Raw genomic sequence first — 14,119 nt, 5'->3', positions numbered from 1 at the left:
ATAAAAGTGAGCTTTGACACAGAGCCAATAACAACAACGAGGTTTGATTATGGAATGGATAATTCACGGAGCGGAATGGTTTATCGGACTGTTCCAAAAAGGGGGAGAGGTGTTTACAGGTATGGTGACCGGTATTCTGCCTCTCTTAATTGCATTGCTGGTGGCGATGAATGCGCTTATCCGGTTGATAGGCCAAGATCGGGTTGAAAAGCTGGCGCAGCGCAGTGCCGGAAATCCGGTTTCCCGCTACCTGGTTTTGCCAGTGATCGGCACGTTTATATTTTGTAACCCGATGACGCTCAGTCTCGGTCGCTTCCTGCCGGAGCGTTACAAACCTTCCTATTATGCGGCAGCCTCGTACAGCTGCCACTCAATGAACGGTTTATTCCCGCACATTAATCCGGGTGAGCTGTTCGTGTATCTCGGTATTGCCAGCGGTCTGACAACTTTGGGCTTGCCACTTGGTCCCTTGGCCGTCAGCTATCTGCTGGTGGGGATGGTGACTAACTTCTTCCGTGGCTGGATCACCGATTTTACGACGTCCATGGTCGAGCGTCAGCAAGGCGTCCAGTTGGAACGTCAGGTTCACTTCAGCTAACAGAGGAAATGGAATATGTCTCAGGTATTACGCATACAAAAAGGCAATGGTGGTTGGGGTGGCCCGTTGGAGCTACCCGTCGAAGCCAACAAGAAAGTGGTGTACATCACCGGGGGAACGCGTCCCGCTATTGTAGACCGTATCGCCGAGCTGACTGGCTACGACGCGGTGGATGGGTTTAAAACCAGCATTCCCGATGAAGAGGTCGGCGTGGCGGTGATTGACTGCGGCGGCACTTTACGTTGCGGTTTGTATCCGAAAAAACGCATCCCAACCGTGAACATTCACTCTACAGGAAAAAGCGGGCCGTTGGCGCAGTACATCACAGAAGATATTTACGTATCTGGCGTGCGGGAGAACGATATCCAGTTGCTCGATGGCGACGGCGTTAACGTTCAACCCGTCGTTCGAGACGCAGCACCGCAGGAAGAGAGTAAGTACGACACCAGTAAAAAGCTCACTCAACAGAGTGACAGCCTGCTGGCCCGCATCGGTATTGGTATGGGATCGGTCATGGCAACGTTCTTTCAGGCAGGGCGTGAAACCATTGACACGGTGTTAAAAACCATCCTGCCGTTCATGGCGTTCGTCTCCATGTTGATTGGGGTGATCATGGCCTCCGGCTTGGGGGATGTGATCGCCAATGCACTAACGCCGCTGGCGCAGAATCCTTTTGGCCTGGTGACGTTGGCATTGATCTGCTCGTTCCCGCTGCTGTCGCCGTTTCTTGGCCCCGGCGCGGTGATCGCGCAGGTGATTGGGGTGCTGGTCGGTACGCAAATTGGTCTGGGAAATATCCCGCCGCATCTGGCACTGCCCGCCCTGTTTGCCATCAATGCTCAAGCGGCGTGTGACTTTATTCCAGTTGGTCTTGGTCTGGCAGAAGCCAAGCCGAGAACAGTCGAGATTGGGGTGCCATCGGTGTTGTATTCGCGCTTTTTGACCGGCGCACCCACCGTGCTGCTGGCCTGGTTTGTCTCCATGTTTATCTATCAATAGGAGGAAGATGCAATGTCACCACTGTATCAGGTAAAGATCGAAAGTATTGGTGAGTTTGCCAACAGCGCGTTGGAAGACGACATGATGATTATTTTCAGCAATGTTGCGCCTGTCGATGCGGCTGAATACTGCTTCATTCACAACCACGACGCGCTGAAAGGCGACATAAAGCCTGGCGGAGTGTTGAAGCTGGGGGAGCAGCAGTATCCGATCACCGCGGTGGGTGAGGTGGTCAACCAAAACCTCGCCGAGCTTGGCCATATCACGATCCGGTTTGACGCGTTGGCGGAGGCTGAGTACCCAGGGTGCCTGCATGTGAATGGTGCCCGTCCACAACAGGTTCGTTGTGGCGATGAAATTGTGTTTTTGAATTGAGTATTCGTGCTCTGCGCCTGTGGCAGAGCACATTTAGAGTAAGGTGTAAGTTATGAGTAAAGTTGCGTTAGTTGTCGGTGGTGGTCAGACTTTGGGTGAATTCCTGAGTCTTGGGCTGGCGGATGAAGGATATCGTGTCGCGGTCGCGGATTTGAATGGCAGCAATGCCGAGCAGGTTGCAGAACGTATCAACCGCGAATACGGTCAGGAGACGGCCTTTGGTGTGGAAGTCGATGCGACCAAAGAACAGAGCGTGGTCAACATGGTTCAAAGGGTGGATGACTATTTTGGCCGGATTGATCTGTTAGTCTACAGTGCCGGCGTCGCTCAGGCGGCCAAAATCGATCGTTTCCCGCTGGACGCCTGGCAGATGTCCATTGATGTCAACCTGACGGGATATTTCCTCTGCGCCCGTGAAGCCGCCAAAGTGATGATTCGTGAGCAGCGTGGCGGACGCATTATCCAGATCAACTCGAAATCAGGTAAAGTAGGCTCGAAGCACAACAGTGGTTATTCGGCCGCCAAGTTTGGTGGTGTCGGACTGACTCAGTCACTGGCGCTGGATCTTGCTGAGCATAGGATAACGGTGCATTCTCTGATGCTGGGTAACTTGTTGAAGAGCCCGATGTTCCAGTCTTTGCTGCCTCAATACGCGCAAAAACTGGGTGTCCCAGAATCGGAAGTTGAGCAGATTTATATTGATAAAGTACCACTGAAAGCTGGTTGCGAATATCAGGATGTCCTCAACGTACTGAAGTTCTATGCCAGCGAGGAGGCGGCGTACTGCACCGGTCAGTCGATCAATATTACCGGCGGGCAGGTGATGTTCTAATCCATCCCCCGTGGATTAAGCCCTATGCTCCGAGAATAAGGGCAACTTATCTTGGGCAGGCCACTGGCTTGCCCCTTTTTAATAGAGAGACGAAAGATGGACTCAACAACGGTACTGATTTATTTTGCCGCCGGTGCATGGGCGATTCAGATTGTATTTGGCTACCTGCAAATCCGCGCGTTCAATCGCATGCTTCAGGCGATGGCGCACAAAGGTCAGGTTAAAATCGGCCGGACTCAGAGCCGCTGGAAACCCAGAACGGTCGTGGTCCTGGCTGAAGACAGCGCGCACCGTATCGTGGATGCCAAAGTCATGAAGGGTATTTCGGTGTTCGCCAGACCCAAAACACTGTCGTCTTTGATTGGCCAGGCATTTCCGCTGCCTCAAGCGCTTTTGTCTCAGCTCGACATGAATGTTCAGGAAGCGTTAAGCGTCGCAATTTCTAAGCAATAGTGAAAGAATCTCTTTCATTAACTTTTAAATTGAAAAAGAACTGTTATAGACTGTCATGAGTTTAATTATTAAGTCGATGCTATGAATTTAGATAACAGAAGAGCGCAGTTGCTGGATTATCTGCGTGCCAATGGTAAGACGTCAGTCAACAATCTGGCGGATACCTTTGAAACCTCAGGAGCCACAATTCGAAGCGATTTACGTTCTCTGGAAGAAGAAGGGCTGGTGATTCGCCGTTACGGCGCTGCAGAAGCGTGCTCACCGAGTGGTGTCAGCAGTGAAGACCGTTCTATGGATGAGAAACAAACGGTCAACCTAGATCGTAAGTGTCTGATTGCCAAAGCCGCTTCTCAATTGGTGAACGACGGTGATTCCATTATTCTTGATTGTGGCAGCACCACATTACAGATGGTGCCGCATTTTGAGCGCGTGATGGCACTGACCTTAATGACCAACAGCATTCACATTGTGAATGCCGTCGCCAATTTAGAAGCAGAACACACGGTGCTGATGCCGGGGGGCACTTATCGCCGTAAGTCAGCTTCGTTCCACGGAACATTGGCGGAGCAAGCGTTCAAGCAGTTCTCGTTCGACAAGTTGTTTATTGGTGCTGACGGCTTTGACCTTGCTCAGGGTACCACCACTTACAACGAAGCGTATCAGGTTAGTCAGGCGATGTGCCAGGCTGCAAATCAGATTATTGTGGTGACGGATTCCAGCAAGTTTGGCCGCCGCAGCCCGAATGTGGTGGTGTCGCTGGAGAAAATTGACGTCGTGGTTACCGACAGCCATATTTCGGCAGAAGATGCCGCCTATCTGGAAGGCAAAGGGATTCAGGTGATCACAGTAGATGCCTAGTGTAGATAGAGAATCGTAAGACAGGGAAGCCCAAAGGCTTCCTTTTTTATTGCGTTTTATTTTTCATTTTGTTGTCTCTTTCAATTTTATGCTTTTAGAATGAAAATTCTTGGTGATTAAAATCACGCTTTTTTGTTTTGCCTCTTTTTCAATGTGTCAATAAGGGAAACACTTCGGCTATTCACCGGGTTAATTGAGAGCCGAAAGCATGGATTGGATCGTGAAGGGAGCAGACTGGTTTATCGGTCTGTTTGAAAAGGGTGGTGAGGTGTTTACCGGTATGGTGACACAAGTGCTGCCATTGCTGATCTGTCTGTTGGTTGCGATGAACGCTCTCATTCGTTTTATTGGTCAGCACCATATTGAAACACTGGCGCAGAAAAGCGCTTCCAATCCCGTGTCACGCTACCTGTTGTTACCGACGATTGGCACCTTTGTGTTCTGCAATCCGATGGTGCTCAGCCTCGGACGTTTCTTGCCCGAAAAATACAAACCCTCCTATTACGCGTCGGCTTCTTACAGTTGTCACACCATGAATGGTCTGTTTCCCCACGTGAACCCCGGTGAGCTTTTCATCTATCTGGGGATCGCTGCCGGAATCACTCAACAGGGGTTGTCGATCGGGCCACTCGCCATTTCTTATTTATTGGTTGGTTTGGTGACAAACTTTTTGCGTGGTTGGGTGACTGACCTCACCACGCAATGGGTCGCCAGACAGCAGGGGGTGACATTGAATGACAAGGTCGATCTGGATTTGGCCGGAGAGAAGACATGACGGTGTTAAAAGTGATCCGCGGGCAGGGCGGCTGGGGCGGGCCGTTGTTTATTCCAGTGGAGCCAGAGAAGAAAATCGTCTACATCACTGCGGGCACTCGTCCGGTGTTCATTGATGAAATGGTGAGTATGACAGGGATGCAGGCGGTGGATGGTTTCGACAGTTTTGTACCCGACGAGCACATTGCCTGTGTGGTGATTGACTGTGGTGGTACTTTGCGCTGTGGGCTCTATCCTAAAAAACGTATCCCGACTCTGAACATCCACGCCACTGGCCAAAGTGGCCCGTTGGCACAATACATTCAGGACGACATCTATGTGTCGGATGTACGCAGTGGCTGCTTTTCCCTGCTCGATCAACGCGATGTGCCCCAACGCGAATCTGCACCTCTGGCTCAGAGTGATACGATTGATACAACAAAAAAACTGACTCAACAGACGGATGGGTTGCTGGCTCGCGTCGGTATCGGGATGGGATCCGTTATGGCCACGTTGAATCAGGCCGGTCGGGAAACGATCGATACAGTACTGAAAACCATTCTGCCGTTTATGGCGTTCGTCTCAATGCTGATTGGTGTGATCCTGGCGTCCGGTTTGGGCGATGTGATTGCGAATGCGTTATCGCCATTGGCCGGAAACCCGCTAGGCCTACTGACGATTGCGTTGATCTGTTCGTTTCCTTTGCTGTCACCGTTTCTCGGACCTGGCGCAGTCATCGCTCAGGTGATCGGCGTTCTTATCGGCACTCAAATTGGTATGGGTACGATACCCCCGCATCTTGCTTTGCCGGCTCTGTTTGCTATCAATGCTCAGGCGGCATGCGATTTTATTCCGGTCGGCCTGGGGTTAGCAGAAGCAAAGCAAGAAACCGTGCAGGTTGGGGTGCCCTCAGTGTTGTACTCCCGGTTTCTAACGGGAGCGCCAACGGTGCTGATTGCCTGGTTCGTGTCGTTCTTCATTTATCAGTGAGGGCATATGTTGCAATATCAGACGACGATCCTCTCGGTAGGAGAGTGCGCCAGAGATGCTTTGCAAGATGATATGGTGATTTTGTTTGGACACAATGCGCCGCAAGAGGTGCGGGAGTATTGTTTTGTGCATTCAGGATCGGAGTTGGTCGGACAGATAGATCACGACACCACGTTGCTGATCGGTGAACGGGCATATGTGGTGACGGCCGTCGGCAAAGTGGCCAATCACAACCTAGCCAAACTGGGGCACGTGACGCTGAAGTTTGATGGCCAGCGCACGCCTGAACTACCGGGAACGATTCATTTGTTAGGGCCGGAATTAACCACGCTCAGCGACGGTGATGTGCTGACTTTTGGCTGAACGCTGATGTCGAACGCGGTACGATCTGGCGCTGCAGTCACCAGACCGTGATTTACGTTATAGGGCGGACAGCCTTATCTGATCGGCAGATAGATGTCGGTGATCAGATCACACTCGTCCACTTCATGGATTAAATTCAGATAGTGGAAAAAGCATGGAAAATCTCTCAGCTCTTCGCCGCTGTCCGGCAACCATTTTCGATACAGGTGATACACCGTATCGCTGATCCCGTCGTGGCTCCCTTTATGTTGGATCACCGCGCAACGTCCCGGAGGAATCACGCCATTTTCTACACCAAATTCATTCTCGGGCACATCTTGCAGTACACTGCCTGCAATATCAAAACGAAATGCCTCCTTGGGCGTATCGTTGGGATCGCTGTACGGAATGCCAAACGTTTGGCTGGTTTTCACCGGCGATAAACCGGTTTGTTTGCGCCACTCAATCAGTTTAGAAGCGGTCTCCAGCACGCGCTGATGATCACCTTGATGCGTGATAAACGCAATCTGAGTGCGCGGAAAGTCAATGATTCTGACGTCCAAGTTCATGTCTCCTGTTTTTATCGGATGAATTTCCAGTCGGCTGTGCCAGGCTGGCCAGTCCGGCTGACTTCTGAACTGAGACGGTGTTTGGCCAAGCGTGCGACTGAATGCCCGCGAAAAGGCTTCCGGGCTGTCAAATCGAGCTTCAAGTGCAATATCTGTGACCGTTTTCTGCGGCTCGAAGGCCAAGCGAAATGACGCTCTTCGTAATCGGGCCAACAGAAGATATTGTATGGTACTGATACCAATCGACGCCTTAAACACGCGATGAAAGTGGTACTTTGAGCAGGCAGCGATGTCACTGAGCATATCCAGTGAAAGATCATCATCCAGATGTCGCTCAATATAATCACATACACGTTGCACACGTTGTTCTCGGGTGCGAATTACACTCATCGTTGTCCCGTCTAATGTTCAGAAGTTGGCGTTATCATAATCAGAGAGTTTGCGCGTTGCCTGATTGAAATTGCGCAGTTACGCCACCTTATCAGAAATTTACGGCGTATAAACCTCGGCGAGTCAGGGACTTGTATAGCACTATACCGCGTGATTTCATGGCTCGCTTTTTGGTTCCGCTTCTGACAAAGTAGTTGAATAACTCGTGCTACAACCCGCCGTCGAAGCGGTAAACAAAAGGAGCCAGGATGGCGATCAGCAAAACCACTGCCGCGTTACTTATTGGCGTTAATGCAACCCTGATGGGGATAGGACTTTCCCGTTTTGCGTTCACGCCATTAATTCCGGCTCTGGCTCAGGGAAACTGGTTTACGTCGGTGGAGGCTGGTTACCTTGGCGCGTCGAACTTACTGGGGTATCTGATCGGTGCCTTGCTGGCGCACAAAGTCTCGGAGCGTTTTGGTTCTGCTCGGGTTTTGTTGGTGTCTGCACTGGCTGTGGGGTTGGCGTATCTGGTGTGTTTTACGCCATTTTCCTTTTGGTGGTTTGCATTATGGCGTTGCCTCTCCGGAATTGGTGGTGGCATGCTGATTGTGGTCGGCCCTTCCTTCGCGCTTCTCAATACGCCTGAACGCCACCGCAATACGATTGGCACGATGATTTTTATGGGCATCGGTCTTGGGGTGGTAATCTCCGCCGTGGTGATGCCGTTTTTACTCTCTGTTGGTTTAACCCAAACTTGGTTGATGTTGGGGCTGATGGCGCTGCTTTCCACCTTATTGTGTGGTGTTGGATTAAGCCGTTTATACGCGCCAACAAGGTCTGAGGCATCACGACATACGCAAAACGAAGATATGTTTCAGCCTGGCCTTGCTGCTTGGTTGGTGATTCTGGCGTACGGATTCGATGCGGCGGGTTTCATTCCTCACACCATCTTTTGGGTCGATTATATCGCGGTGGAATTGAATCAAGGGACAAAACAAGCGCTGTGGTACTGGAGCATGTTTGGTTTTGGCACCATGTCCGGGCCGCTGATCGCCAATCTTCTGGTGCGAATGGTTGGCTGGCGAGGTGCGATTGTATGTGCCTTTATCATCAAAACATCGGCTGTCGCGATACCTGTGTTTATCCTCACACCAGCCGGGCTGGCGGTCTCCTCGTTTTTAGTCGGGGCGATGATTCCTGGTGTCGTCTCGTTGACTTCAGGGCGGCTGGCTGAGCTGGTGGGTGTATTGCACCACAAAAAAATGTGGGGTTTGGCGACGGCAATGTTTGCTTTGATTCAGGCGTTGTCTGGCAGTGCCATGTCGGCTTTTTTTGACTGGCAAGGCGTTTATGCTCCACTGTTCCCAGTAGCCGCTATGTTGATGGGCACCGCCTTGCTGCTGGTGGTCGTCAGTAATGTTGTAGAAACGCGGTCCGCAAGGACCGCGCAACAAGTTTCCCGGTGATTACACTTTAACCGCTAACGCTGCACCAAACAGCATCAATCCTGCGCCGCAGGCCTGGTTAAGCCGTTTCTTCATGCCCAGCAGACGTTTCTGCAACAAAGGCGCGGTAATCAATGTGGCCACCAGCGAAAACCAGATGCCATGGAGCGCAATCATATACACGCCATAAAGCAGGGCTTCCATGTCGGTGCTGCCGTCAGCCGAGATCACCTGGCTGAAGATACTGAGGAAAAACAGCATTGTTTTCGGATTCAGCGCATTGCATAGGAAGCCCAGCAGCAGATACCGGTGCGCTGCAAGTGGCTGTTCCGCGGAATAGGAGAGGGCTGCATCGGCTGACGCGCTGAGTATTCCTTTGATCCCAAGATAAATCAGATACGCAGCCCCTGCGTATTTTATCCCCATAAACAACCATTGATTCTGTGAGACCAGGTAACTGATTCCCAGCCAGGAATACGAAATGTGGATAGTGATCGCTAGGCTGATACCAGCCGCGGTAAGTAGCCCCGCCTTTCGGCCCGCATTGAGGCTATTTTTTAATACCAAAACGAAGTCTGCCCCTGGGCTGATTACAATGAGTATGCCTAATATGGCTAAGCTGATAACTTCCACAGATTGTCCTTTATAAGAATGAAATTTTCTCGATGATTGTATGCCGTCGAATGCGAGTCTATAATCGAAAAGAATTCGATTGATAGGTGAGGAAAACTCACATATGAGGCATCTGAAAGCGTTTTATGTTTTTCATGTTGCGGCGCAATCTGAAACGTTCAGTGAGGCGGCCGAGAAACTCAACCTGACGCATGGCGCGGTCAGCAAGCAGATAAAAACGTTGGAGAGCTATCTCAAACAACCTCTGTTTACCAAGCAGGGGCGCAATGTGGTACTGACTGCACAGGGCAAGGCGCTGAGTGATTACACCGATAAAGCGTTTGGTTCTTTGCAACAAGGAGTGGAACACCTTTCCCGGCTGCAAACACAAGCGCTGGAAGTGTCGTGCGAGCCGACACTGACCATGCGTTGGCTGATGCCTCGATTGGGGGAGTTTCATGCCCAGTCGGGAGCCGATGTTCGTTTATCGACAGCAGGTGGCCCGGTGTTACTCGGTCGCAGTGGTTTGTCTCTGGCGATCCGGCGTGATGATTTTCCCCTGACCGAAAACTACACCAAAACCACTTTGGTGGAAGAATGGGTAGGGCCGGTCATGAGCCCTGAGTATTGGCAACAGATTTGTACTGAATCTGCGTCGCTTAAAATGTTGCACAGTCAGACCCGGCCGGAGGCTTGGCAAGAGTGGCAGGCGATGGCGAATCATGCTCCATTAAGTCATCAGCACAATCAAACGTACGCGCATTTTTATTTTTGTTTGCAGGCGGCAGCCGATGGGCTCGGCGCAGCGATTGGCCCGTATCCACTGGTCATGGACGATTTGCAAAGTGGCCGTTTGGTAGCACCGTTCGGTTTTGTGCCTTCCGGACACGATTATGTGTTGTTGGGCTTACCTGAGGAAAGTTCGCCCTTGGTTACGGCCTTCGAACAATGGCTTACGAAGCGCATATCGGCCTGCGTGCCTGAACAGGCATCAATACAATAAACACATACGGATGAAAGAAATTGAGCAGTAGAACGGTTATATCCAACGAAGCGCTCTAGACTGTGACCCATTCATCACACCTTAGTGCTTGATTTTGACAACCAGGAGACCTCAATGGAACTGAATGCAATTGCTGCTCATCACGCCGCTATCACTCAAAAACTGAATCAAATCGCCACCGACTCTGGGCTTCACTCGCTGTTGGTGATGCAGTCGATGCCCAATGAAATGGTGGTATTTGCCGCCAATACTCAAGAGATCTACAGCCCGGGAGATGCGGGCCCGAAAAGCAATCAAGCCGGTTGCCATGAGCTGTATTGTGAACGTGTCATCGATACGAATCAGCCGTTATTGGTTGGAGATGCCCGAACCGACGCTGAGTGGCAGGGTAATGAAGATCTGGTGAAATTCGATTTAGGTACTTATTACGGTGTGCCGATTCATTGTCAGGGTCAAGCGGTTGGTACCGTGTGTGCACTTAACCGCTCGCCCGTCGATTTTCATCAGGGTCGTCCGAGCGTCGTTGAACAAATTGATGCGCTGAGAGCGGAGATCGAAGCGCTACTCAATCAGGAATCTGCTCGGTGAGGTCATCTAACGCTGGCTGAGAAAGGCATCAGTGATGCCTTGATAAAGGCTGTCCACACTCGGATGGTCTGAGAGGTGGTCGAACAGCGGCGTGTGGACATCCGCAAGAATGTCAGCGGTTTGGCCACTGAGTCGATTGCATACCCGTATCGGCTCAACGATTTGCGCCAGGTTTGCCTGCAACAGAATACAGGCCTGCGCCAAGACCACTTGTCCTCCGCCTTTCTTTAGCAGCACCCGCTGTGCCGTGCCGACCACTTTTTGCCCGGCGATATTCAGGTTGTAGTCACCGTCGCAGTAGGATCCCGGAGTGGCATGAATGTCGGTACGCACTCCGAATTGAGTAAAAAATCGCTTCAGAACGTCACACAAATGGAGATACGCGGCTTTTATGTCATAAAGCTGATTGTCCGGCCAGTGGTAGATGTGGGACAGATTAATAATGCCCGGAAGCTGTGGTACCGGCGCCCCTCCGGTTTTTCGTTCGACCAACTTCCAGCCAAGGCGGGCGATTGCGCTGTCTAATTCTGCGGTTCTTGGCCATTTTTTTCCGGCAGGAAGCACCACCGTTGGGCTTTTGGCTTGCCAAAGCAGTAGAACCTGAGAAAGCGCGCCGGATTGTACCTGGCTGAGCAGTTCACTTTCTTTGCGAAATGCGTCTTCAGCTTCAATGCTGAGATAACGTATGAGTTTGTTCTGAGTGGCCAAATCAAGCTCCTAAAGCGGGGAGAGACAACACCATGTTGACCTGAAAGCCAGAGATTCGCAACCATTTGATCTCTATACACAAGCTGTTAACTTAATGACGTCACCACAAGGCCAGATTCGATTTGCCGGAGAAGATCATGAATCAACAAACACTGGACAGTATCTACGAAAAAATCATTAACGATGAGGATGCCCGAGCCTGTAAAGCCATTCCAGATTCAGCGTGTCGTGAAGTGCCGGGCAACTTTATTAAGATGATTGTGGCCCAGTTTCTGACCAAAGTGGGTGATGCGTTGATCAATCCGAAAGTTACCTTACCCTGGATTCTGCAAAGCATCGGGGCGCCTGTGTATCTGATCGGTTGGCTGGTGCCGATTCGTGAATCGGGATCGCTGATCCCGCAACTGAGTATCGCTCACTATATTCGCCGTATACCAGTGCGCAAATGGGTGTGGGTGGCAGGCAGCATCTTACAGGCGCTCTCCATTTTTGCGATTGGATTTATTGCTCTGACCATGACGGGCGTGGCCGCTGGTTACGCTGTGATCGCTGCATTGGTCGTATTTAGCCTGTCACGTGGTCTTAACTCGGTGGCCTCCAAAGACATTCTCGGTAAAACCATTCCCAAATCCCAACGCGGTCAGGTGAACGGCTGGTCATCCAGTTCAGCTGGTTTGGTGACCCTGATATTGGCCAGCTTGCTCGGGCTGTCCTGGTGGTGGCAAGTGGAACCAAGCGAACGCTTTTATGGGGTTAGTCTCGCTGCGGCTGGAGGCGTTTGGCTACTGGCCGCGTTGGTGTATGCAAGGATCAATGAATATGCCGGTGAAATTGACGGTGGAAAAAGCGGTATGCTCGAAGCGTTTAAACAACTGGCGTTGCTGAAAACCGATCCAACTTTTCGTCGTTTTGTCATTACGCGTACGCTGTTCCTGTGCTCGGCGCTCAGTGCCCCATACTATGTGGTGCTGGCACAGCAATCATTTGGCAATCAACTGTGGGTATTGGCGCTGTTTATGTTTGCCAGTGGATTGGCCTCTTTTGTGTCCGGACCGTTTTGGGGACGCCTGTCCGATCGTTCCAGCCGAAGTGTGATGATCATGGGCGCGACCATGAGCGCATTGATCGGTGTTGTGCTGTTTGTGTGTGAGCAATGGCTGAATGGCTCGTCTGCCCCGGTTTACTTGCTGCCAGTATTGTATTTTTGTGTCTGCATTGCGCACGACGGTGTGCGTGTCGGGCGCAAAACGTATCTGGTTGATATTGCTGAAGGCGACCGACGTACCAGCTATGTCGCAGTCAGCAACACGGTGATTGGTTTGATGCTAATGTTGATGAGTTCGATTGGTGCGCTGTCGCATGTGATCAGCTTGTCATCGCTCGTGCTGGTATTTTCAGTCGTCACTCTGCTCGGTGTGGTCATGGCGAAGCAACTGCCCGAAGTGAGTCACTGATTCGCCATGACACGACGATGCCGCTGATACGCACAAGTTACGCGGGGTTGGTCTAGAGTATCAGCCAGCCCAACACCAGCGCGACAAGACACATGACAAATAACGGCAGACGCCTCGGAGAGCGTTGACTGACCGATTTTACCGGTACTGGTTGGGGATCTTCCTGGAATGTTTTCTTATGCAGCTCTGGTATGTAATCTGAGGAGCGGTCTAAGTGATACATAGTGACCTCGTGTATGCGTGATTCAATGATTGCGTTGAGCTAAGAATCCTTAAATGACCTTTTTTGTGCAATTGAAAACCAAAAGGTATCTATATATGATTCCTTATGGGCAGTTTGAAGATACAAGAGGGCAAGGTGGAGCCGTTACACAGTGAGATTTGTCGCCAGCTTAAGCTGGAATTGAAACGCGCAGGCGTCTCGTATAAAGCGCTCAGTGAGCATCTTGGTGTGTCTGAAGTCAGTGTGAAGCGGCTGCTCAATCAACAGCAGCCGCTGTCCATTTCCAGAGTGTGTGATATTGCTGATTTAGTTGGGGTATCGGTATCGCAGATCATGGCCAGAGCGGAAGAGGCGGTGTCCGCGGTGCCGGTTTTTAGCGATGAACAGGACGCTGCACTCTATGAGCATCAGGAGCTGTATACCTTATTGGATCATATGATTTCAGACCGAGCCGATGCCGATTGGTTGATGAAAAAGTACGATTTGGATGAAGCGTCGATGTATTTGTATCTGCGCGACCTTGAAAAGCTGGGATTGATTAACCTCATCAGTGGGCTACGATTTCGTGTGGCTGTGCCGAGGCACATTGCATTTTCAGAGTCGCATCGTTTTCCGAGTTATTTTAAGAATCAGGTGCTGGAAGGGCTGAAAGAGCGCGTGCAATGTATTAAGCAGGACAACAAATCAGCCTATTTTATTACCTCTAAACTCAGGCTGACTGAAGAGGAGTTTCAGCAATACAACCTCGGGTTGGAGGCCATGATGATGGACGCGTTACAGTTATCGCAGTCGCGCGATGTCAACACTCCGGGAACGGATGAGTACACGATAGCCGATCTTGGCGCGAAAGGGCGCTTTCATCCAGAGTTGAAGAAACCTCACCGCAGGCGGTAATTCGCGTCGACGCGAAACGATTCTTCTCAGCACTACTGATATCTGAAA

18 protein-coding genes are annotated in these 14,119 nt (G+C 51.1%); 14 read left to right on the top strand and 4 right to left on the bottom strand.

Translation table 11 applies throughout. From position 1 onward, the window contains the following. Window positions 1-49 precede the first annotated feature (49 nt). From srlA (CAG65_RS15340) to CAG65_RS15300, 9 genes are all read left to right on the top strand, one after another. A complete protein-coding gene (gene srlA, locus CAG65_RS15340; RefSeq protein WP_021703464.1) occupies window positions 50-598 on the top strand; it encodes a PTS glucitol/sorbitol transporter subunit IIC in 549 nt (182 codons plus the stop codon). A 15-nt stretch (window positions 599-613) separates the two neighbouring features. Further along, a complete protein-coding gene (gene srlE / locus CAG65_RS15335; protein ID WP_021703463.1) occupies window positions 614-1,597 on the top strand; it encodes a PTS glucitol/sorbitol transporter subunit IIB in 984 nt (327 codons plus the stop codon). 12 nt (window positions 1,598-1,609) lie between these two features. Beyond that, entirely contained in the window at window positions 1,610-1,972 is a 363-nt protein-coding gene (locus CAG65_RS15330; RefSeq protein ID WP_021703462.1) for a PTS glucitol/sorbitol transporter subunit IIA, read from the top strand. Window positions 1,973-2,024: 52 nt separating this feature from the next. Beyond that, window positions 2,025-2,804, top strand: coding sequence for a sorbitol-6-phosphate dehydrogenase (srlD, locus tag CAG65_RS15325; RefSeq protein WP_161454204.1), 780 nt, complete (start codon window positions 2,025-2,027; stop codon window positions 2,802-2,804). A gap of 96 nt (window positions 2,805-2,900) precedes the next feature. Next, window positions 2,901-3,257, top strand: coding sequence for a transcriptional regulator GutM (locus CAG65_RS15320; protein ID WP_161454203.1), 357 nt, complete (start codon window positions 2,901-2,903; stop codon window positions 3,255-3,257). Window positions 3,258-3,338: 81 nt separating this feature from the next. Continuing rightward, window positions 3,339-4,115, top strand: coding sequence for a glucitol operon DNA-binding transcriptional repressor SrlR (srlR, locus tag CAG65_RS15315; protein ID WP_161454202.1), 777 nt, complete (start codon window positions 3,339-3,341; stop codon window positions 4,113-4,115). Between the two features lie 208 nt (window positions 4,116-4,323). Continuing rightward, window positions 4,324-4,890: a PTS glucitol/sorbitol transporter subunit IIC gene (gene srlA / locus CAG65_RS15310; protein ID WP_161454201.1), complete on the top strand. Its 567-nt coding sequence runs from the start codon at window positions 4,324-4,326 to the stop codon at window positions 4,888-4,890. Further along, window positions 4,887-5,858: a PTS glucitol/sorbitol transporter subunit IIB gene (gene srlE, locus CAG65_RS15305; RefSeq protein WP_021703457.1), complete on the top strand. Its 972-nt coding sequence runs from the start codon at window positions 4,887-4,889 to the stop codon at window positions 5,856-5,858. The genes srlA (CAG65_RS15310) and srlE (CAG65_RS15305) overlap by 4 nt, the downstream gene beginning before the upstream one ends. Window positions 5,859-5,864: 6 nt before the next feature. Next, a complete protein-coding gene (locus CAG65_RS15300) occupies window positions 5,865-6,221 on the top strand; it encodes a PTS glucitol/sorbitol transporter subunit IIA (RefSeq protein ID WP_161448327.1) in 357 nt (118 codons plus the stop codon). A 74-nt stretch (window positions 6,222-6,295) separates the two neighbouring features. On the opposite strand, the gene CAG65_RS15295 is transcribed toward CAG65_RS15300, so the two are convergent. After that, complete coding sequence (locus CAG65_RS15295) at window positions 6,296-7,159, bottom strand: AraC family transcriptional regulator (RefSeq protein WP_161454200.1); 864 nt, start codon at window positions 7,157-7,159, stop codon at window positions 6,296-6,298. 248 nt (window positions 7,160-7,407) lie between these two features. Here CAG65_RS15295 and CAG65_RS15290 point away from each other — a divergent pair, with 248 nt between their 5' ends. Then, a complete protein-coding gene (locus tag CAG65_RS15290; RefSeq protein WP_161454199.1) occupies window positions 7,408-8,610 on the top strand; it encodes a YbfB/YjiJ family MFS transporter in 1,203 nt (400 codons plus the stop codon). On the opposite strand, the gene CAG65_RS15285 is transcribed toward CAG65_RS15290, so the two are convergent. After that, window positions 8,611-9,222 (bottom strand): LysE family transporter, encoded by a 612-nt coding sequence (locus CAG65_RS15285; protein WP_161454198.1) that lies wholly within the window; start codon window positions 9,220-9,222, stop codon window positions 8,611-8,613. It abuts the gene before it with no gap. Window positions 9,223-9,325: 103 nt separating this feature from the next. Between CAG65_RS15285 and CAG65_RS15280 the strand changes: the two genes are divergently transcribed. Both CAG65_RS15280 and CAG65_RS15275 read left to right on the top strand, forming a co-directional pair. Then, the gene (locus CAG65_RS15280) at window positions 9,326-10,204 is read left to right on the top strand and encodes a LysR family transcriptional regulator (RefSeq protein WP_161454197.1); all 879 of its coding nucleotides are present in this window, start codon (window positions 9,326-9,328) and stop codon (window positions 10,202-10,204) included. 114 nt (window positions 10,205-10,318) lie between these two features. Further along, window positions 10,319-10,792: a GAF domain-containing protein gene (locus CAG65_RS15275; RefSeq protein WP_161454196.1), complete on the top strand. Its 474-nt coding sequence runs from the start codon at window positions 10,319-10,321 to the stop codon at window positions 10,790-10,792. Between the two features lie 6 nt (window positions 10,793-10,798). Here CAG65_RS15275 and CAG65_RS15270 read toward each other — a convergent pair whose 3' ends face one another. Further along, the gene (locus CAG65_RS15270; RefSeq protein ID WP_161454195.1) at window positions 10,799-11,500 is read right to left on the bottom strand and encodes a lipoate--protein ligase family protein; all 702 of its coding nucleotides are present in this window, start codon (window positions 11,498-11,500) and stop codon (window positions 10,799-10,801) included. Between the two features lie 137 nt (window positions 11,501-11,637). On the opposite strand from CAG65_RS15270, the gene CAG65_RS15265 reads away from it, so the two are divergent. Continuing rightward, window positions 11,638-12,954, top strand: coding sequence for an MFS transporter (locus tag CAG65_RS15265; protein WP_161454194.1), 1,317 nt, complete (start codon window positions 11,638-11,640; stop codon window positions 12,952-12,954). A 52-nt stretch (window positions 12,955-13,006) separates the two neighbouring features. On the opposite strand, the gene CAG65_RS15260 is transcribed toward CAG65_RS15265, so the two are convergent. After that, on the bottom strand, window positions 13,007-13,177 hold the full coding sequence (locus CAG65_RS15260; protein ID WP_161454193.1) for a hypothetical protein: 171 nt from the start codon (window positions 13,175-13,177) through the stop codon (window positions 13,007-13,009). Between the two features lie 105 nt (window positions 13,178-13,282). On the opposite strand from CAG65_RS15260, the gene CAG65_RS15255 reads away from it, so the two are divergent. Further along, complete coding sequence (locus tag CAG65_RS15255) at window positions 13,283-14,071, top strand: helix-turn-helix domain-containing protein (RefSeq protein ID WP_202599415.1); 789 nt, start codon at window positions 13,283-13,285, stop codon at window positions 14,069-14,071. Window positions 14,072-14,119: the final 48 nt, after the last annotated feature.

This window comes from Vibrio sp. V39_P1S14PM300 (assembly GCF_009904765.1).
GTDB classification, from domain to species: Bacteria; Pseudomonadota; Gammaproteobacteria; order Enterobacterales; family Vibrionaceae; genus Vibrio; species Vibrio proteolyticus.
This window is presented reverse-complemented; position numbering and strand designations above follow the sequence as displayed.